Source organism: Providencia sp. PROV189 (assembly GCF_028480065.1).
In the GTDB taxonomy this organism is placed as follows: domain Bacteria; phylum Pseudomonadota; class Gammaproteobacteria; order Enterobacterales; family Enterobacteriaceae; genus Providencia; species Providencia stuartii.
Window position 1 is genome coordinate 124,230 of record NZ_JAMPOG010000021.1, and the last position, 18,444, is coordinate 142,673.

The following is an 18,444-nucleotide window of genomic DNA, read 5'->3' on the forward strand; positions in this document are numbered from 1 at the left end:
CAATATGAATAATTATAAAATAGCTTTTAAATATTTAATATTATTCCTGTTGAGTGGAGGATTAATACCAATTTATTCTATGGCATCATCTTCGACAACTATTCACTATGGGGGCACTTTAATTGCTCTTCCATGTACGATAGAACCAGGGACGGAGAATGCTTATTATGATTTAGGTGTTACTCCAACAAAATCACTCTATCGCTTTACCCGAACTTCAGGAATATTAATAACATTTGAATTGAAAGATTGCGATACATCGTTAGGTACTACTGTTAAAGCTTCATTTTCAGGATCAACAAATAATGAAGGTTTATTAAGGTTTGCACCAGGAAGTGAAGCAAAAGGTGCAGGAATAGGCTTAGAATATTTAGATGGTCGGCCTATTTCTATAGATGGAAAGTCAAATTATAGTGTACAGCTTGTTGATGGCGATATGCTTATTCGTTTAAAAGCCTATGTACAAGGAGAGCGAGAAGCTCTAGCAAATAAAAGTTTAGTGGCTGGAGATTTCAATGCAATCATGACTTATGCGTTAAGCTATGAATAAATATTTAATTGAGGTTTAATGGAGTTTTATGAAATTAAAAATTATATTCGCATTCTTTTTTATTTCTCCATTTGTTTATGCGGAACCATACCCTAATGAAACCAGAATATTTAATTTAGTTATGAGGGCTGCATATTTAATTCCTGGTGTTGAATTTCAACATACCTCATCTACTTTTGATGTAATGGAAACAAATGATATTTGGCTTGGTGTAGCTATAGATGGAAAAAGTTATAAAGTATCAACGCTAAAGTATAGTTATAGCGGTACTATTAGTTTAAATATAAATGAATCATTTTATTATGGTTTAGGTAATTGTGAAATTGTAGATCCTAAGGCGCAATTATTTGTTGGCTGGACCGTTATGCAGCCAGGAATTACAGGCACCGTCTATAATAGTGCTGGTGCATTATATGATAAGGGGTTTGGCGGTGGTGTTGGAGTGCAAACTAGATGGGTTGGAATGCCTTTAGGGAAACCTGAATTTATAGCGACATTTAGCGCACCAGGGTTATCTGCAGAAGTATATGTAACTGATGGCCCTCAAGGTTTTTATACTAAGCCTGGTCGGAGTTCACCTGTTTATGTTCATGGTGCTGGTGCAAGACCAAACGTTATTCCTTATGCTGATCTTTATGGACTGTCATGTGGCGACCATGCATATTTGTCTGTAGGGGAGCCTATACCGACAGAGCCTATAGAACCGATAGAACCTGATCTCGTTTGTAATTTTTGGTTAGATGAAGATACATTAGATTTAGGGGTTGTTGACCAGAACTCAGCTATGAAGGCCAATAGAAGTGGAGTCATCAGTGGTCAATGTAATAGTGATGTAATAGTGAATCTAGAAGTATTACCTCAGGACATGCATATGGGGGGCTTAACGGTAAGTATGTCATTTGATGATAACTATTGGTCTGCTAAGAAAAACAATTGGCAATTGCATCGGGATAAAGTAGAAAACTCCATATTATGGGCTCAGGTGAGTAGTATTGATACTGACCTTGTTCCTGGAAATTATTCCAAGTCAGGTATTATAAAAATCGAATATGAATAAAAGTAGCCCAATTATAAAGTGTATTTTATATATAAATCTTCGATAAATTATTCTAATGAAATATCGTAAATCGATGATTATTCGATTAGGGTTCGAGCCATTAACATTTAAAAAATGATTTTAAAATTAGCGAAATGAAAAATATTAACAAATTATTTTTTGTCCCCTTTATTAGTTAGTAGAGGCGTTATATAAAAATTGTCACATTACTGTTTATTGTAAATAAGCTACTTACCGAAGGGTAATAAATTAATTTCTATACAAAGAAATAGAGAGTCAGAATTGTTCTGTCTCTATGTGGTGTCGCACGTTTATATCATTATAAAAGAGGTTCAATATGAAAATTAAATTAGCATCTATCGCTGCATTAATGTTAGCGGCTGGCGTTGCAAGTTCTGCTATGGCAGCAACAACAACAACGGTAACTTTTAAAGCACAATTGCAGAAAGGAACTTGTGATATTGCAACAAGCTCTGGCTCTATTGTTGACTTTGGTGTTTTCACAACTGAGAGCGTGACTCAAGGTCCAACAACATCCATTGCTAATAAAGATTTCAACTTAGTATTAACTAATTGTGCGGGTGCTGAAACCACTTCTGGTGCATTAAGTTTATACGCAGATGGTCAAGCAAGTATCTTTAATCCTAATCTCTTTGCTAACACTGATGCAAAAACATTAGCAGTGGGAATTAAAACCAATCCTGCTTCAGGCACAGCCACTGAAATTAAACCAAACCAATTAATCAGTGTTAATCAATCACTGGCTATGAGTACGGATGATGAAGGCGCTGCAACTGATGTTGATGGTAACGCAGTAAATTTATTACCAATGCAGGCAGACCTGTTCGCACTCAATGGTGCTAATGATACAGATATTCTGAATGTACCTGTTATCTTTAGCGTAGCTTATAACTAATTAAAGCAAGGTGATTACAAATTTTGTAATCACCTTAATAAAAATTTATGAAAAATACACTGTCATTAAAAATTTGGTTGTTTATTATTTTAGTTAATTTTTTATTGTTAAATAACTTTGCTTATTCCGCTGGAGTAGGTATTGATGCAACACGCATTATTTATCCTCAAGGTGAAAAAAGTGTTTCTGTGACACTAAGAAATAATGACGAAAAGATTAATTATCTGACACAAATCACGATAGCGAGTGAGCAATATCCCGATGCCTTTGAAGTGGCTCCACCTTTATTTCGTTTAGAAAAAATGAGCAGGCAAGATGTGCGCATTATGTTGATCAATAATCAATTACCTAAAGATAGAGAGTCTGTTTTTTACTTTAAAGCACGAATGGTGCCAGCGAGAGATAAAAATAGCGAAGGGGTAATTATCGGTTTTGATAATATTATCAAATTATTTTATCGACCTACAGATTTAAAGCAAACAGCCAAAGAAGCACAGTCATCGCTAGTATTTAAAAATGTTGGTAATAAAACTGAGGTTATCAATCGTTCACCTTATTACATCAGTCTATTTAGCGTTACGCTGAATAATAAAGTGATGACTATTAGTTCAGATAATAAAAATAACATGATAGCACCATTTTCAAGTATTAATTTTGACCTAAAAACGCCAAAAGGGGCAATAGCAAAATGGACTGCAATTAATGATTTAGGGGGTTATGATGGCTATTCAGCAGAAATTCAATAAGTATTTTTTAGGGGTATTATTGCCAGCAGTTTTACTATCTAAGGTCAGCTTGGCTGATGAAAGTGCGACGATTTATTTTAGTGGTACGGTAGCTAATGCAACTTGTGAATTCGCCGCAGATAGCGATCAGGAAGTTATTTTTGATGAGCCTTTTAGCAGCAGTGTACTGAACGCGCTGCAGCCGGGCGAAGAAAGTAATTATCGCAAGTCTTTCACGGTGGAATATAGCTGTGAAGGGATCTCAGAGGACACCGAATCCATCGATATTGTGATTACACCATTAAGCAGTACACACATAAAAAATAACGTGTTGTATGAAGATAGCGCGATCAATGTGGGTTTTTTATTGATGAATTGCGGTGATGACAATGGTGCATGTGAGGAAGTGATTTTTTCTGGCGATGAGGCAATCGTCGAGTCAGGGACTGGTGAGCATTATTTTGAAGTTGTTGCTGCAAAAATTGACAATCAAACCATAACATCAGGTGATATTGATGCTGCCATTGAACTCTCATTACAAATACCATAATAAGAAAAAATATTGGGTTACTTTTTCTTTCTTATTTTGTTTATTGTTTTCCATTTCAGTGAAAGCTGATAATGATTCGATCCGTTTTGAATTTACAGCTTATGTTGATCAAGAGCCCTGTGACATTATTGTCGAAGATCTTTATGAAGCTTCTGATGAAATTGATTTTGGCATTGTATCAATGCAGGACATTATTGAGCAAACGCAGAGGAGAAAGTTTGAAATTATTCTTCAAGATTGTGAAGGTGATTTTTCAACCAGCTATATTCAAATGACGTCTGGAAGTATTGTTGATGGCTCTGATGGCTATGTCTTTAATAGCGATCCCGATGCTTATTTTGGTGTCGCTATCATGGATGAAGATGAACAAGAGAATTTTGCAGTTGGAGATATCGTTTTTGATGATATTGATGATGGAGATGAACATATTATCTTAACCGCAGTATTAGCCTGTTATGATCTTAGACAAAGCTGTTCGGAAGATGATGTTGGTGACTTTACCGCTCATGTCACTTTTAGCTATTTTTCAGATTAGGGCGATTATAATGAAAAAAATAACGCTTACTGTCTTCTTATTTTTTCTCTCTTTTTTTACTTATTCTGCTGGTTTAAGTTTAAATAAGACCCGGATCATTTTCAATGAAGGTGATAAATCTGCATCTGTGACATTTAAAAATAATGTGGGATCTCCCTTTCTTGTTCAAAATGAAATTTATGATGTAGATAATAAAAAAAGCGATTTTTTTATTATTACACCTAATATTTTTAGAGTTGAAAAAAACTCAACCTTTATGATGCGTATTTTTCCTGCATCATTAAGCTTGTTGCCAAAAGATCGTGAGAGTGTATTTTATTTTAGCTCAAGAGCTATTCCACCAAAGAAAAATGATGAAAAAGGTAGTGGAAAATTATCCATAGTTACAAATTTGGTTATTAAACTTTATTATCGGCCTAAAAACTTAGATATGGCAGTTAAAGACTCGTATGGAAAGATATCAGTGAGCTATGAAAATAATACATTAACCATTAATAATCCAACACCTTATTATACTACTTTAGTTGATATGAAGGTGAATAATAATCGTAAAATAAAGAATAAAATGGTTGCTCCATATTCACATATAACGATACCTGATATGGCGGGGCTTAGTTCTTTTTCATGGCGAATAATGAATGATTATGGCGGCACAACCAAACCTTTTATATTTGAAAGTAAGGCTAAAAAATGAAAATAATTTCATTAATCATATTATTTTTAGGTCTATTAAACTTTCATCAAGCTATTGCAAAAAATACTAGCAGTGGCTTGCGCTTTCCTAATGAACGATTGGTTTTTCATCAAGAAAGCCGAGGACTATCATTTTTATTAAAAAATAATGATGAAAATGCGTATCTTGTTCAAGCTGATATTGCCATTCCTGATGAGTCGACAGGGCTGAATGCGAAAAAAGCGGATTCAGTTCTTTTTATGATTACACCACCCTTATATCGGCTAGAGGCCAAGTCAGAATATAACTGGCAAATCAAAAAAATTGATAATTTAAAAAAATTACCTCAAGACCGGGAGTCAGTGTTTTTTATTCGATTAAAGTCTATTCCCCCGAAAGGAACTAAAAATACTGTTAAATTTAAAAAAATGGATAGAAGCTTAACTCTATCAAAAGTTTTACATTATAAGTTTTATTATCGCCCAGAAGCGATTAAAAATCTTAAAATGGTTAATGTTAAAGATAAATTTAAATTTACTGTTTCTGATGGAAAACTGATCGTTGATAACCAGTCTCCACTTTATTTAACCTTTGGGAAATTAGCGGTGGGTCAACATCAAATTGACAATATGCAACTGTTTAAATTAATTCCACCTTTTGGCAAACAAAGTTATTCATTACCGAAAGGAAATTATGCGAATGCCACGGTGAAATGGCGATTATTAAATGAATTCATGCTGGAAATGCCAGAGCAAACCCAAAAACTATAAAAAAAATCACTGAGAGATAACTATGAAATTATATCATTCGTCTAAGATGAAAAGTGGAATTTTTTATCTGAGCTTTATTTCTTATTGTCTTGGCATTGCTGGTTATTCTTATGCAGAGGATTACTTTGACCCAAAACTATTATCTTTGCAGTCAGGAATGGATCCGAACTCAATCGATTTATCTCAATTTGAAAAAGCCAATACGGTTCCTGAAGGTAAATACAATATTACGGTATTTATCAATAAAAAAGATATGGGAAGCATGGATGTTACTTTCGTAAAAGGCCATGATGGTGATGTTTCCGCTGAGTTCACTAAGTCTATGCTCGATGAGTTTGGTGTGAATGTAGCCTCGATCCCAACGTTACAAAAACTTTCGGATGATGAAGCGATCACCGCATTAGGGGATTATATTCCCGACGCGTTTGTGAAAACAAATTTGTCTAAACTGAGCATGGAAATCAGTATTCCGCAAATTTATATGGATAACCGTGCTAATGGTTATGTGCCTGAAGGGCTGTTGGAAAATGGGATCCCTGCAATTTTGCTTTCTTATCAGCTCAATGGGAGTCACAGCCGTAATAAGTCCCAACGAGAAACTCAAAATAATGATAATGCCTTTTTAAGCCTGCGTGGCGGCGTCAATTTAGGGGCTTGGCGTTTGCGTTCAAATTATCGTTATTACTATTCGAATTCAGAAGGAAGGCGTAATTACACTAACCGCACGTCGACTTTTTCAAACACCTATGTGATGCGAGCCATTAACGCGTTACGGGGGGAGGTGTTGGTGGGGGAAAGTTCAACGGGCAGTAATGTATTTGACAGTATTCCTTTTAAAGGAATTAAGCTGTTTTCGAATGAAAAAATGCTGCCTTCCAGTATGCGTGGTTTTGCTCCTGAAATTAATGGCATTGCACAATCTAATGCGCGGATCACTGTCAGCCAAAATGGTAATGTGGTGTATCAAACTTATGTTGCACCGGGGCCTTTTAGCATTAAAGATTTATACCCAACGGGCTCTTCAGGGAACTTACAGGTCAATATCAGTGAAGAAGATGGTTCTGAAAGAACCTTTGTTTATCCCTATTCTTCATTACCCGTGATGTTAAGACCGGGTGGCATGAAATATGAAGTGACGGCGGGAGAATATAACGGCAATTTAACGCGCTCTTCTAAACGCGCTAAATTTTTGTTGGGTAGCTTGGTTTATGGCTTGCCTTATGATGTGACCTTATACGGTGGCTCTTTATTCTCCAAAGATTATTTTTCTGGGGTGATGGGGACGGGGATTTCGTTAGGGAATTTTGGCGCTTTGTCCGTCGATATTACCCATGCAGCAGCTTCTTTTGTCTCTGGTGATCGAAAAGAAGGTCAATCTTTTAGGATTAAATATTCAAAAAGCTTAACCTCTACAGGAACTAATGTCGATTTAACCGCATTACGTTATTCCACACGTCATTTCTTCAGCTTCTCTGATTTTAATACACATAATTATCAGCTCAATGATGGTGTGGCACCTTGGTTAGGATTACGCCAACGTTCTAGTTTCCGAACCGCGCTTTCACAATCACTGGGCAAATATGGCTCGATTTATTTAAGTGGCAGTCGTACCGATTATTGGGACTCCAATACTGAAACTACCCAATTATCGACAGGGTATAACGGTAATTTTAAAGGGGTGAATTACAACGTCAGTTATGCGATTGACTACAGAAAATCCGATAGCCGTAATGATTGGCCTAAAAACCATCAAATTTCTTTCAATGTGAATGTGCCTTTCAGTTTATTTACCAATGAAGAGCACTTACGAAATATGAGCAGTAATTATTATATTTCCAAAAACAACCGCGGTAACTATAGCCAGCAAGTCGGGCTGCACGGTTCATTATTGGACAGAGACTTGTCTTATTCTGTTTCACAGAGTATGGGAAATAACAACCAAGAAAGTAATAGCGCCATTAGTCTGAATTACAACACCTCAAAAGGCAGCTTTTCTGGGGGATATAACTATTCATCAAGTTCTTCTTCTGTGAATGCGGGCGTCAATGGTGGGATGGTGATCCATTCAGGTGGCCTGACATTAGCACGAACATTAGGCAATTCCGTGGTGTTAGTTGAAGCACCGGATGCGGATGGGACCTCGTTAAATCAAGGTAATGCAAAAATTGATATGTTTGGTTATGCGGTTGCCCCGAACGTGAACGAATACGCCAAAAATACCATTGGTTTGAATGTAAATACGTTACCCGATGATGTGACGTTACCAAAGACCTCGCAAAACGTTTACCCGACGAAAGGCGCGGTGGTTAAAGCGAAATTCCCAACACGTGTCGGGATGCAGGCACTGATTTCACTAACCTATCGAGACGGTGTGATCCCTTTTGGGGCGATTGCTAAGCTGGTTGATGATGAAAAAAATGAAGAAAACACCAGTATTGTGGGTGATAACGGCCAACTTTATATGAGTGGGTTACCTGATTCCGGAACATTGCTGATCCAATGGGGAAATAGCCACAGTGCATCGTGTGGTGCTCATTATTCTCATTTGAAAGATATTGCAGTAACGGAAGACAACCCAATTAGAAAAATTAACTTAACGTGTCAGTAATCAGCGTGAAATGGCGAATATTAAATTTAGGAGTTAAATAATGGCATTGACTTTAAAAAGAAACGTCGTTAAGGCCATCTTAGCGTTATGTTTACTGAATAGCTCATTAGGGTTTGCTAATACTATTGATGTAACTATTCCACCGGATACAGAAGTATCTTATGTATCAATTAGTTCTAGTATTAATTTAATTGGCCCTACTGAAGATCCTAGGAATTGGGATGTATTTGGGATTATCTCTATAAGCCATGATGGAAACTATTGCCTAAATAGCGACAAACTTTATGAAGAAGATGACCAATATTACTTTCATTTGTTAAATAGTGACATGGAACATGTGGGTTATTTTTCATTAAGTTTTTTTGCTACATCCAGTTGGGTTGATTTAGATGGTAATCACGATAATGGTAGTGTAAGAGTTGTTAATGGTAAAGTTGTTCAGATTGATAATTTAGTGCAGTCTAGTTCATATGCATATTGTTACTCCCCATCAGAAAACCTTAATGGGGAACTATTTTCACCAAATGATGATCGAGTTACTGATATTACTGTAACAGGAGCAGAAATTAAATTTATATCACCGGATCTGGCAGAGCCAGGGGAATATTTTATAGCATTAAGTGATGGTACAATAGTTCCTCAACTATATGGTGCATCATTAACGGCAAAAGCAAACGGAACTACAGATTTATCTGAGATATTAGTTAGTTCTTTTAACATTGATGTTCTTGATGCTTGCACAATCGATGTGAATGGAAATACTTCATCTAGGTTTTATCTATCTTCTGATGAGTCAACAGGATTGGTTGATTATGAAAGAGTGACTGTTGAAATTGATTGTGATAGTAACATTGGAAATACTGTTCTAGGCTCTGTTCGATTGCAAACTGGGCTAATAAAAGACGAACCAAATAAGTTTTACTTAATTAATGAAGACTATGAAGATAATGGTTTATATATTGAAGGGATAATCAATCAGAATGGTTCAGACTGTGATGATGAGGGGGATATTTTATTTAATGGTGAAGCCTTTGATATTGATTTAGAACATAAATATGATAATTATAGTGGTGAGTTCACTATAGATTGGAATTTATGCAAAGATGAACACTATATTGAGCCAGGTGTTTATTATGGTGCTTTAGACTTATCTATATTTGCTAAGTAATGTAATTCCTCTCATATTGATTTAATATGAGAGGTTGCTATTTTAATTTATTTTTTTTTTTGGTAATATTTAATTGAGTTATTGCTAATATATTCTTGGTTAATTTTTTAAATAAAAAATCACTTAATTAAGTATTGGAATTTAATAAGTATAACCAGTAAGTTAAAATATAACAAATGTTACTTATTTCTTAATTTGAAATGGTTAAGTAGATTTTTTTGCTGTTTTTAAACGGTTTGTTTATGTGGAAATTATATTAATATCATTAAGTTACCTCTTCTAAAGTATTCATGTGGTGGAATTAGTAGTTTCAGGTGCCTGTCTTAATCTTCAATAGATTTTAACTTCATAATATTTTTGCCTTCATATTTTTCTATATTATAACTCCACATTATATCTATTCGCCCTGAATATATCAATTTTACGGCTGGTATCGTTAATTGATTCCCATTTTTAACGGGCTTTAGTATTACAACAACTTGATATTCAACAATTAGGTTTTATACATAGCGATCTTCTCTGAGTACGTAATGAGTATGGATGGCGATTTTAAACTATGAGTCGTGTTTTTTAATGAAGGATAGTGCCCTTTCATCCAACGATGAGTATTTTATGTTATAAATCTTACGTCTAATTTGAACTATCGCTATAAATATTAAAACACATAATAAATGGGAGTAAATTTCCAATTAGCCACTTAAATTGTTCTTGAATACAGTAGGATGTAATTAGTTATTTGACTTAAAATAACCAAGTACATTCACTTATTTCTTACTATAACAGGCTAACTCATGGAAAAACAAATAATAAGCACATTGATTGAGCTTACCTTTAGAGGTAACGATGATGTCAAAATTGCGGCTATTTCTGCATTAGGGGATTATAAAGCAACGATTGAGCAACATAATGCTGTTGTAAGATTAATGGCGCTATGCAAGGATCCTAACAAAGAGGTGGCAGTATCATCAATTAGGTCATTAAGTAAGCTAGCCGGTTATTTTCCGGGGACAGAAAAATAATGAAATCTCTATGCTCATTTATTCCAATAAACAATTTATATTTTAAATATTAGGTTCAGTGATAGGTTTATATTATTATTTTTATTTACTCTTATAGAAACTTAAATGAAAGCTTTTTTTTCTATTTTATCAATTTAAGTTAATTATAAAAAGATGGTCAAGTTAAGTCTTTTATTTTCTATTTTTATCATCCAAATAAGATTATATAAACTTTAATAAGTTTGTGATAAAAATAAACAGCCACATTGTTATGCATTATTTATACACATAAGAGGTTTATAATGAAAAAGATTGTTATCTCTAGCGTTTTAGCTGCTATGGCAGCATTCTCTTTTAATACGATGGCTGCGGACTCGAATATTGTCACGCCTGAAAAAATGACTTGTCAGGAATATATTAACCTGAACCCGCAAAGCTGGGCACCTGTTGCATTGTGGATCACCAATATGGATACACAATTTAAAGGTGGTGATTATGTTGCGTTAACAGAGCAAAGCGTTGCTGAAGCGCCACAGATTGTTGAATTCTGTAAGAAGCACCCTGAAGGTACGTTACAAGATTACTTAGCGTCAAAAAAATAAGTTAAATTTATGCCCTAGATAATTTCAATTTAGGTTAGTTGATAAGTGAGCAAGTCGTTAGGCACAGACAAAATGTTGTGGTGAATACGAGCGAACCTAATCAATAACGTTGTCACTTGAAATATTATGGGTAGTACAAAATCAAAGCCTTGTTAATGTGGTGTTTGTTTTTAGTTTAATCAAAGGCAAACACCTTACTATTCGTTTTATATATCGTTTTAATTGGCTCGACAACGACATAGCGACTTAGTCATAACTTGTTATTGATGGTAGCTCAAAATCCGATAAACCTGCTTTTTGTCTGATCTCCTCCAGCATTTTTTTTCTGATTTATAAATATTTTGCTTCTCCTATCTTCTTATCTGCCGAAAGCGTCTAAAAAAAGACATAATAATGATAATAGTTCTTAATAGTATGTTTGTTATCAGTTAAAATTAGCCGCTAATTTAGCCGGATAAAAAGCCGTAATGCTATCGGCCGCGGCTTTTAAAAAAACACGACAACCAATTAGGATCTTAGGCACATGAAAATTAAGCATCTTTGGATACTCTCTCCATGTTTTGCTTCATTTATTGCACCAGCGACATTCGCAGCAGAAAACAAACAAGATGAAATGACTGTCTCGGCAACGCGTTCTTATCGAAGTGTGTCGGAGATGGCCCAAACCACATGGGTTATTGATAATGTTGAAATTGAACAGCAAGCAGAAGGTGGAAAAGAGTTAAAAGATATTCTGTCACAATTGATCCCCGGTATGAGTGTTAGCGGTCAAGGACGTACTAATTACGGCATGAATATGCGTGGCCGCTCAATGATTGTGATGGTGGATGGCGTACGTTTAAATTCTTCGCGCAGTGACAGCCGCCAATTAGATTCTATCGACCCGTTTAATATTAACCATATTGAGGTGATTTCTGGCGCGACTTCTTTATATGGTGGCGGTAGTAGTGGTGGATTAATTAATATTGTCACCAAAAAAGGCCAAGAAGAAAAACAAGTTGACCTGCAAATTGGTGGAAAAACCGGTTTCAGTAATGGCAAAGATCATGATGAAAATGTTGCTGCGGCAATGAGTGGGGGTAATGAAAACGCCCATGGTCGTTTATCTGTTGCCTATCAACGTTATGGCGGTTGGTATGATGGCAAAGGTAAGGCAATTAATATTGATAATACACAAACAGGCCTACAATTTTCTGACCGCTTAGATGTAATGGGCGCTGGGGTTATTAATATTGATGATAATCAGCAGCTACAAGCCACGGTTCAATATTATAAAAGTGAGTCCGATGGCAAACATGGGCTTTATTTAGGCAAAGATTTTGCGGCGGTGAAAGGCCAAGGCGAAGCCTATAATAGCGGCAAATTAAACTCAGATCGTTTACCGGGTACTGAGCGCCATATGTTGAATTTACAATATTCAAATGGCGACCTTTGGGGGCAAGATTTTGTTGCTCAAGTTTATTATCGTGATGAATCACAAAAATTTTACCCATTCCCCGCGTTAAATAAAGCAAAGGATGTGACCAGCATTAGTGCTTCCGATCAAAAAACCAATTTCTATGGCACTAAGCTGACGTTTAATAGTGAGCCTGTCGATAATCTGACGCTGACTTATGGTGCTGACGCTGAGCACGAACAATTTCGTGCTAATCAAATGTTCTTTAATTTAGATAAAGCGAAAGAATCAGGTGGTATGGATTTGAAAAAAGCCTATCAAGTTGGGCGTTATCCAAGTTATACCACAACCAATATGGCCGCTTTCTTACAAAGCAGCTACGATATTAATCCAATATTCACTTTAAGCGGCGGTGTGCGCTATCAATATACCGAAAACAAAGTGGATGACTTTGTTGGGTATGCTCAACAGCAGCAAATTGCAGAAGGTAAGATAAAATCCGCCGATGCAGTACCTGGGGGGAACACTGATTATAACAATTTACTCTTTAATGCGGGTCTACTAATTAATTTAACGGAAGATCAGCAAACATGGTTTAATTTCTCTCAAGGCTTCGAAATTCCTGATATTGCAAAATATTATGGTACAGGGAAATATGCAGCAGCCCCTGATGCTAATGGGCATTTGGCATTAGAAAATAGTATTAATATTAATGATACTAAAGTTAAAGGCATTAAAGTTGACTCTTATGAGCTGGGCTGGCGTTATACCGGCGAGAACCTACGTACACAGATTGCAGCATATTATTCATTGTCAGACAGAAGTTATGACATTAATAATACGGATATGACGATTTATATGAAGTCAGATAAACGTCGTATTTATGGTGTGGAAGGGGCGATTGATTATTTCTTCGATAATAGTGATTGGAGTGTTGGTAGTAACTTTAATCTGCAAAAGTCAGAAACCAAAGTGGATGGTAAATGGGAAAAATGGAGCGTTAAATTTGCTAGCCCATCAAAAGTTACTGCTTATGTGGGATGGGAGCCTAATGATTGGTCTCTACGTTTACAAAGCCAGCAAACCTTTAATGTTTCAGATGCGGATGGTAACAAGCTCGATGGCTATAATACCGTGGATTTCTTAAGCAGTTATTTATTGCCAGTTGGTAAAGTCAGTTTTGCGGTAGAAAATTTACTGGATGAAGATTACACCACCATTTGGGGACAGCGTGCGCCTAAATTATATAGCCCGAGTTATGGGGCAGCAGATCTGTATACCTATAAAGGTAGAGGAAGAACTTTTGCGTTGAATTATAGTGTGACGTTTTAAGTTGAATATTTTATGAGTCATCTTATTGATGGCTCATCTTTATGACTCAATGAGGTTATTGAATGAAATGGCTATTAACCGGATTATTATGCTTAGTCAGTGTAATTGCGTCAGCTAAAACGCCTACATTAATTACGGACTTACAAGGACGTGAAGTGAGTGTTGATCTTCCTGTCGAAAAATTATTTTTGATTGATGGGCGAGATATTTTGTCGGTCGATATTGCCGCGGGGCAAGACGCTTTTTCACGTATTGTTGGCTGGAGTGATTCGTTAGAACAGTACGCGCCTGATTTAAAGCAGGCTTATTTTTCTGCGGTTCCTGAGTTAGCCAAAATACCAACACTAAGAAAAACCCGTGAGACGGGCATTCAAATTGAGAAATTACTTGAGCTGGCGCCAGAAGTGGTATTAATGCATAAATCTAATTATGCAGCGATGCGCGATAGCCAATTTATGCCACAATTGGAAGCAGCAGGGATCAAGGTTATTTTTATTGATTTCCGTATGGATATCGCCAATAACACGCCAAAAAGTATTGTGTTATTAGGTGAATTATTAGGAACTCAGGAACGTGCAAACCGCTTTGCAAAATTGTATCAAGAAAAGCTAGCCGCCATTGAAGAGCAATTGAAAAAACCTTATCCATCGGTATTAATTGAGGCTAATGCGGGTTTATTCACGGATAGTTGTTGTCAGCTCTACGGTCGGTCAGGTTTTGGGGTTTTAGCAAGCCTTGCGGGTGGTAAAAACTTAGTGGAAGACAAGTTTCCGGCTAAAGGTGCTGAAAGTTCAATTGAAAACATTATTACCCTAAACCCTGATTTTTATTTATTAACCGGTGCAGATTGGCAGAATTTTAATCGCCGTTCAACAGCCGTTAAACTGGGTTATTATGCAGATGCAACGGTTGCTAAAAAGCAATTGGCTAAGCTTGTCGATCGCCAAGGGATTTCATCGCTGACAGCGGTAAAAGATAAGCATGTCATGGCGGTTTACCATAATTTCTATAATAACCCAATGAATATTTTTGCTATTGAAGCCATGGCTAAGTTTATGCATCCGCAGACTTTTGCAACCTTAGAGCCAGAGCAAAATTTGCAGGAATTCTTACAGCAGTTTACGGCTATTAAAGCGAATGGGGTGTTTTGGATAGCCCTTTAATATACTCGTCATACTTTACGCTTTGCAGATGACGCTGACTCACACTCACACAAGTCTGTGCTCTAGCGCCTTAGTCATTTGTTGCCTAGCTGTACTCAGCGTTATTGACAGTCGCGATGCTATTTTAAGGCCGTGTTTCGATGAGACACGGCTTTTTTATAGGCTAAATTTTTCAACTAAGTAATCAATAAAGACGCGTGTTTTCGCAGGTAGAGTAGTGCTATTGGGATAAAGTAGCTGAATATTCTGTGAAGGTAGATAAAATTCAGGTAATAAACGAATGAGACGCCCTGCATTAATATCATCATTAACTAGCCAATCAGGACAGATAGCGACCCCAAGAGAGGCCAGTACCATTTGGTGGATCACCGCTACTGAATTCGATTCATATTGGCTTTTTATGATAGGAAGAGGGTATTTTTCCCCTAGAGTATTTTTTAGAACGTATTGTGTATCTTGCCAATTGAGTAATGAATGGGTTATCCAAGGAATTTGTGCTAAATCGTTAATACCTTTAACGGGATAGTGTTTTAATAGTTCAGGGGTCGCCACAATATAGATTTGGTATTCACCTATTTTGCGTATTTTTAGTGATGAGCTTTTTAAATTACCTAAACGTATCGCGAGATCTAATTTTTCGGTGACCAAATCATCTAATGATGAATTAAAGCTGTATTGCAGGCGTAACTTCGGGTAAAGGCGACAAAATTCAGGTAGTAAAGGCAAAATATAACGTTGGCCAAACTCATTCGTGGATGAAAAACGCAGTAAGCCTGTGACGTTTGTTGCTAAATTTTGGCTTCTTTCAAACGCTTCTTCTATCTCTAGTTGAATACGTTTAAAGTCATCATAAAAATGCTTACCCGCCTCGGTGAGGGCAATATTGCGCGTATTACGTATGAGCAGACTGACATTCAGCCGTATCTCTAACTGCTTGATATCAATACTGACCATAGACCGGCTCATGCCTAAAATATCAGCGGCTTTAGTAAAAGAGCCTGAGTCCACCACTTGCAGAAAAGTGGTTATTTGCTTAAGGTTTTTTTGCATAATCAGTCTGATTGTTTGTCATTATTAAACAATGAGTTTAATACTCTTATATCGACAAAGAAAGGGGGAATACCTACTCTTGTGCGCCGGAGGTAGGTATGTCTTATCGATATAAAATCGCAACTGTTTTTTTAATCGGCTTCTTTATCGACTGTATTAATATTTTTATGTCAGCGATTGCATTGCCAGATATTGCTTCAGCGTTTTCTACCAGCCAATCAATGGTGGCTTGGGTCGCTAATAGTTATATCTTAGGTTTAGTCCTGATCATGCCATTGAGTTTGTGGCTCGCTGGGCAGTTAGGTAACCAGAAACTGCTCAGTATTTCTATGCTGTTATTCTCAGTCAGTGTTTTATTGTGTGGGCTGAGTCATTCAATTTATAGCTTGGTAGTTTGGCGTTTTATTCAAGGCATTGCTGGTGGGCTATTGATCCCTGTGGGACAGGCTCTCGTTTTTGAGCTATTTCCAGGTAAAGAGCGCCATCGTATTTCAACTTTAATTATGGTTGTCGCTTTAACGGCCCCTGCATTTTCTCCAGCAGTAGGGGGAATGATTATTGATTCATTATCGTGGCGCTGGGTATTTTATGCTAATTTGCCTTTCTCATTATTTGCGGCAATCTTAGCATGGTGGTGGGTGAATAATGATGGGCGGCAACAAAGAGAAAAACCTGATGTGATAGGGTTGATTATGGTGAGCTTTAGCTTACTGTTCTTATTGTTATCCTTTTCATTTTATAACGACTATCATAGCCTTGTGCTGGCCGTAAGTAGCTTTCTATTTTCCGCTTTTATTCTGGTTTTATATCTTCAATACGCCAAAAAATGTTCGGCGCCCATTTTAAATTTTCAGTTACTCGTAAATAGCAATTTGCGTAATGCTTTTATTGTTTATTACGCAGTACCTGGTGTATTTACAGGTGTCAATTTACTCAATATTTTTAACTTACAAAGCAATTTGCATTTTAGTGCAGCTCAGACGGGTATGTTTATGCTGCTATATGCCGCGGGGGCACTACTATCAATGCTAAGTGGTGGTTACCTCTATCACCAAGTTGGTAAGAAAACGCTATTTTTTGCAGGAATGACGACTCATAGCTTAGGAATAATGTTGCTGTTTTGGGTATCAAGTTATTCAGATTTGCCTCTACTCATTGCTGCTTATTTATTAATGGGGGCTGGTGGTGGGTTGTGTACTAATACCGCTCAGATCAGTGCATTAATTGATTTTTCAGGGAAGGATTTATTGCAAGGGAGTGTGCTATGGAATATTAATCGCCAAGTTTCGTTCAGTGTGGGAACGGTCGTGTTGGTATCTATTTTTAGTGTCGTCACCGTACAAAATGATTTATTACGCTATCAGTATACCTTCATGATAGCAGCGGTTGTCGGCCTACTATCATTAATCGCAGTATTAAAAGAGAGATAATTTATGAGTCACATGGAAAAAGCGTTGCAGAGTGTTATAGATCTACATATCTTGATTGAAAATGTATTTACTGGCAAAGATACGCATGCATTAACCCCTTTATTAGCTAGCTTTGATGATGCTTTTGCAATGGTGACAATTAAGGGAGAACGTATTGGTTTAGAGCAAGTGAATGAGTTGTTTAGCCAAAATATAGGCACAAGACCTTCACTTACAATTACATTATCAGATATTAAACCAATTTTTGAGCGAGGTGAGTATTGCTGGATACAGTATCAAGAGTTGCATGAAACCCCTGAATCAAGGCTGTTACGAACTGCTACGGTTTGTATTAAGGTACTCGGGGAACGTTGTTTTTGGGTATATTTGCATGAAACTCCTATAAATAAAAACTAACTTACTTATTAAAGCGTTAGCGTATTTTTGATCAGTAGGCTAACGTTTTTTCATCTTCATTATCATTTTTAATCGAATTTTCGACATATTGGCTGGGGGTAACTAGGATATTCCTTTATACATTAAAATGTTGCTCACATGTGCGAGCGACTATGCTGCCATCATTATCACTATTTCCAACCCAGTTAAAGTCATCACGCTACTTAATCATGGTCTCGTTTTCCCTTTATTAAAAGATTAAGATAATAAGAATTAGACAATCACAGTTTGGTTTATGAGCATTTTTAACTTGTCGTTAGAATAAAAATCACCTATTAAGCGTAATTTTGTTATTAATGTTTTTTATTGGCTGTTTACTCTTAAATAGTCTGTGCAGAATTACAGTGGTTTTTAAATAAAAGGTAGCTGAAAAATTGCTATGATATAAAAATGAGAGTTATCTTATACGATAAAAAGTTTTGTACTGACGCCATTTGTCACTGAGTTTGATATTCTTTGCGTAATCAATATTAACCTAAATCATAG

The 18,444-nt window shown here is 36.4% G+C and carries 17 protein-coding genes; 16 read left to right on the forward strand and 1 reads right to left on the reverse strand.

Features of this window, described 5'->3' with window-relative positions:
• Nucleotides 1-4: 4 nt before the first annotated feature.
• The 14 genes from PR833_RS13540 (at nt 5) to PR833_RS13605 (ending at nt 15,043) form a co-directional block, all read left to right on the forward strand.
• The gene (locus PR833_RS13540; protein WP_060561399.1) at nt 5-550 is read left to right on the forward strand and encodes a fimbrial protein; all 546 of its coding nucleotides are present in this window, start codon (nt 5-7) and stop codon (nt 548-550) included.
• Between the two features lie 28 nt (nt 551-578).
• The gene (locus tag PR833_RS13545) at nt 579-1,607 is read left to right on the forward strand and encodes a hypothetical protein (protein WP_060561400.1); all 1,029 of its coding nucleotides are present in this window, start codon (nt 579-581) and stop codon (nt 1,605-1,607) included.
• Between the two features lie 337 nt (nt 1,608-1,944).
• On the forward strand, nt 1,945-2,523 hold the full coding sequence (locus PR833_RS13550; protein ID WP_014657610.1) for a fimbrial protein: 579 nt from the start codon (nt 1,945-1,947) through the stop codon (nt 2,521-2,523).
• 47 nt (nt 2,524-2,570) lie between these two features.
• The gene (locus tag PR833_RS13555; RefSeq protein WP_060561401.1) at nt 2,571-3,269 is read left to right on the forward strand and encodes a fimbrial biogenesis chaperone; all 699 of its coding nucleotides are present in this window, start codon (nt 2,571-2,573) and stop codon (nt 3,267-3,269) included.
• Complete coding sequence (locus tag PR833_RS13560) at nt 3,241-3,798, forward strand: fimbrial protein (RefSeq protein WP_080574253.1); 558 nt, start codon at nt 3,241-3,243, stop codon at nt 3,796-3,798. The genes PR833_RS13555 and PR833_RS13560 overlap by 29 nt, the downstream gene beginning before the upstream one ends.
• On the forward strand, nt 3,764-4,333 hold the full coding sequence (locus PR833_RS13565; RefSeq protein WP_014657613.1) for a fimbrial protein: 570 nt from the start codon (nt 3,764-3,766) through the stop codon (nt 4,331-4,333). Before PR833_RS13560 ends, PR833_RS13565 begins: the two co-directional genes overlap by 35 nt.
• A gap of 10 nt (nt 4,334-4,343) precedes the next feature.
• Complete coding sequence (locus PR833_RS13570) at nt 4,344-5,027, forward strand: fimbrial biogenesis chaperone (RefSeq protein WP_014657614.1); 684 nt, start codon at nt 4,344-4,346, stop codon at nt 5,025-5,027.
• Nucleotides 5,024-5,776, forward strand: a complete 753-nt coding sequence (locus PR833_RS13575) for a fimbrial biogenesis chaperone (protein WP_060561402.1) — start codon at nt 5,024-5,026, stop codon at nt 5,774-5,776. Before PR833_RS13570 ends, PR833_RS13575 begins: the two co-directional genes overlap by 4 nt.
• Before the next feature lie 22 nt (nt 5,777-5,798).
• A complete protein-coding gene (locus PR833_RS13580; protein ID WP_232074386.1) occupies nt 5,799-8,384 on the forward strand; it encodes a fimbria/pilus outer membrane usher protein in 2,586 nt (861 codons plus the stop codon).
• Between the two features lie 40 nt (nt 8,385-8,424).
• Entirely contained in the window at nt 8,425-9,552 is a 1,128-nt protein-coding gene (locus PR833_RS13585) for a hypothetical protein (protein ID WP_014657619.1), read from the forward strand.
• A gap of 791 nt (nt 9,553-10,343) precedes the next feature.
• Nucleotides 10,344-10,571, forward strand: a complete 228-nt coding sequence (locus tag PR833_RS13590; RefSeq protein WP_014657620.1) for a HEAT repeat domain-containing protein — start codon at nt 10,344-10,346, stop codon at nt 10,569-10,571.
• Nucleotides 10,572-10,852: 281 nt separating this feature from the next.
• The gene (locus PR833_RS13595; protein WP_272526215.1) at nt 10,853-11,152 is read left to right on the forward strand and encodes an HdeA/HdeB family chaperone; all 300 of its coding nucleotides are present in this window, start codon (nt 10,853-10,855) and stop codon (nt 11,150-11,152) included.
• A gap of 523 nt (nt 11,153-11,675) precedes the next feature.
• Nucleotides 11,676-13,880 (forward strand): TonB-dependent siderophore receptor, encoded by a 2,205-nt coding sequence (locus tag PR833_RS13600; protein WP_014657622.1) that lies wholly within the window; start codon nt 11,676-11,678, stop codon nt 13,878-13,880.
• 62 nt (nt 13,881-13,942) lie between these two features.
• Nucleotides 13,943-15,043 carry an ABC transporter substrate-binding protein gene (locus PR833_RS13605; RefSeq protein ID WP_053109752.1) on the forward strand — a complete coding sequence of 367 codons (1,101 nt, stop codon included), beginning with the start codon at nt 13,943-13,945 and terminating at the stop codon, nt 15,041-15,043.
• A gap of 156 nt (nt 15,044-15,199) precedes the next feature.
• On the opposite strand, the gene PR833_RS13610 is transcribed toward PR833_RS13605, so the two are convergent.
• Nucleotides 15,200-16,093, reverse strand: coding sequence for a LysR family transcriptional regulator (locus PR833_RS13610; RefSeq protein WP_036943111.1), 894 nt, complete (start codon nt 16,091-16,093; stop codon nt 15,200-15,202).
• Between the two features lie 98 nt (nt 16,094-16,191).
• On the opposite strand from PR833_RS13610, the gene PR833_RS13615 reads away from it, so the two are divergent.
• Nucleotides 16,192-17,523: an MFS transporter gene (locus tag PR833_RS13615; protein WP_040132440.1), complete on the forward strand. Its 1,332-nt coding sequence runs from the start codon at nt 16,192-16,194 to the stop codon at nt 17,521-17,523.
• Nucleotides 17,524-17,526: 3 nt separating this feature from the next.
• Complete coding sequence (locus PR833_RS13620) at nt 17,527-17,919, forward strand: hypothetical protein (protein ID WP_180977800.1); 393 nt, start codon at nt 17,527-17,529, stop codon at nt 17,917-17,919.
• Nucleotides 17,920-18,444: the final 525 nt, after the last annotated feature.

Coding starts and splice junctions, on each gene's coding strand:
- PR833_RS13540 (WP_060561399.1), top strand. CDS start 5: ATGAATAATTATAAAATAGCTTTTAAATATTTAATATTATTCCTGTTG.
- PR833_RS13545 (WP_060561400.1), top strand. CDS start 579: ATGAAATTAAAAATTATATTCGCATTCTTTTTTATTTCTCCATTTGTT.
- PR833_RS13550 (WP_014657610.1), top strand. CDS start 1,945: ATGAAAATTAAATTAGCATCTATCGCTGCATTAATGTTAGCGGCTGGC.
- PR833_RS13555 (WP_060561401.1), top strand. CDS start 2,571: ATGAAAAATACACTGTCATTAAAAATTTGGTTGTTTATTATTTTAGTT.
- PR833_RS13560 (WP_080574253.1), top strand. CDS start 3,241: ATGATGGCTATTCAGCAGAAATTCAATAAGTATTTTTTAGGGGTATTA.
- PR833_RS13565 (WP_014657613.1), top strand. CDS start 3,764: ATGCTGCCATTGAACTCTCATTACAAATACCATAATAAGAAAAAATAT.
- PR833_RS13570 (WP_014657614.1), top strand. CDS start 4,344: ATGAAAAAAATAACGCTTACTGTCTTCTTATTTTTTCTCTCTTTTTTT.
- PR833_RS13575 (WP_060561402.1), top strand. CDS start 5,024: ATGAAAATAATTTCATTAATCATATTATTTTTAGGTCTATTAAACTTT.
- PR833_RS13580 (WP_232074386.1), top strand. CDS start 5,799: ATGAAATTATATCATTCGTCTAAGATGAAAAGTGGAATTTTTTATCTG.
- PR833_RS13585 (WP_014657619.1), top strand. CDS start 8,425: ATGGCATTGACTTTAAAAAGAAACGTCGTTAAGGCCATCTTAGCGTTA.
- PR833_RS13590 (WP_014657620.1), top strand. CDS start 10,344: ATGGAAAAACAAATAATAAGCACATTGATTGAGCTTACCTTTAGAGGT.
- PR833_RS13595 (WP_272526215.1), top strand. CDS start 10,853: ATGAAAAAGATTGTTATCTCTAGCGTTTTAGCTGCTATGGCAGCATTC.
- PR833_RS13600 (WP_014657622.1), top strand. CDS start 11,676: ATGAAAATTAAGCATCTTTGGATACTCTCTCCATGTTTTGCTTCATTT.
- PR833_RS13605 (WP_053109752.1), top strand. CDS start 13,943: ATGAAATGGCTATTAACCGGATTATTATGCTTAGTCAGTGTAATTGCG.
- PR833_RS13610 (WP_036943111.1), bottom strand. CDS start 16,093: ATGCAAAAAAACCTTAAGCAAATAACCACTTTTCTGCAAGTGGTGGAC.
- PR833_RS13615 (WP_040132440.1), top strand. CDS start 16,192: ATGTCTTATCGATATAAAATCGCAACTGTTTTTTTAATCGGCTTCTTT.
- PR833_RS13620 (WP_180977800.1), top strand. CDS start 17,527: ATGAGTCACATGGAAAAAGCGTTGCAGAGTGTTATAGATCTACATATC.